Origin of the sequence: Isoptericola nanjingensis, assembly GCF_050311635.1 — a bacterium.
GTDB lineage: Bacteria > Actinomycetota > Actinomycetes > Actinomycetales > Cellulomonadaceae > Isoptericola > Isoptericola nanjingensis.
Window position 1 is genome coordinate 1 of record NZ_JBNOZL010000014.1, and the last position, 1,157, is coordinate 1,157.

General features: G+C 65.1%; 1 protein-coding gene and 1 pseudogene. Both read left to right on the forward strand.

All coding sequences use genetic code 11. The features are described 5' to 3' along the window. A pseudogene (locus tag ACQP6G_RS20815) lies at positions 1-261 on the forward strand (ABC transporter permease); the annotation flags it as partial. Positions 262-425: 164 nt separating this feature from the next. Then, the coding region (locus ACQP6G_RS20820) for a carbohydrate ABC transporter permease (protein ID WP_429767224.1) at positions 426-1,157 on the forward strand (732 nt) is incomplete at its 3' end.

A 1,157-nucleotide genomic window follows, 5' to 3' on the forward strand; every position in this document is an offset into this window, starting at 1 on the left:
CTGTTCTTCAACCTGCTGCTGGAGACCATCGGCGCGTTCCAGGTGTTCGGGTCGGCGTTCATCATCTCCGGCGGCACGGGCGGGCCGGCGGACTCGACCCTGTTCTACACGCTGTACCTGTACATCAAGGGCTTCGCCCAGTTCGACATGGGGTACGCCTCGGCGATGGCCTGGGTCCTGGTCATCGTGGTCGGCGTCATCACCGCGATCCTGTTCAAGACCTCGAACGCCTGGGTCCACTACTCCGGAGACAACCGATGAGCGACACACACATCGTCACCCCTCCCTTGTCGGCCCAGGCGGCCGCGGCCGGCGTCCCCGTCCCCGCGAGCGGCGGGTCGCGTCCCGCGGGTCCGATCGATTCCTCCTCACGTCAGGCCGCGAGACGGCGCAAGGGCGTGCGGTCGGTCGGGTTCCACGCCTTCATGGTCGTCTGCACGATCGTGGTGCTGTATCCCGCGGCGTGGATGCTGATGTCCTCGTTCAAGCCGTCCAACGAGATCATCGGGAACATCAGCCTGTGGTCGGACAACCTGTCGCTGTCCAACTTCGCGACCGCGTTGTCCGGGATCGGCGGGGTCGGGTTCTGGACCTTCTTCGGCAACTCGATGATCCTGGCCGTCGCGTCCGTGGTCGGGGTGATCCTGTCCTCGACCGTGGCCGCGTACGCGTTCGCGAGGATCGACTTCCCCGGCCGGGGCATCTTCTTCGCGATCATGATCGGCACCCTGCTGCTGCCGTTCCACGTCGTGATCATCCCGCAATACATCATGTTCAACGAGCTCGGCCTGGTGAACACGTTCATCCCCCTGCTGGCACCGAAGTTCCTCGCCGGCGAAGCGTTCTTCGTGTTCCTCATGGTCCAGTTCATGCGCAACCTGCCCAGAGAGCTCGACGAGGCCGCCCGCATCGACGGCGCCGGCCACGGCCGCATCTTCGGCTCCATCATGCTGCCCCTGATGCGCCCCGCCATCATCACCAGCTCGATCTTCGCGTTCATCTGGTCCTGGAACGACTTCCTCGGACCCCTGCTCTACCTCAAGAAGCCCGACCTGTACCCCCTGCCCATCGCGCTCCGCCTCTACGTCGACCAAACCTCCGTGTCCGACTACGGCGCCCAGATGGCCATGGCCGTCCTCGCCCTGCTGCCCGTGATG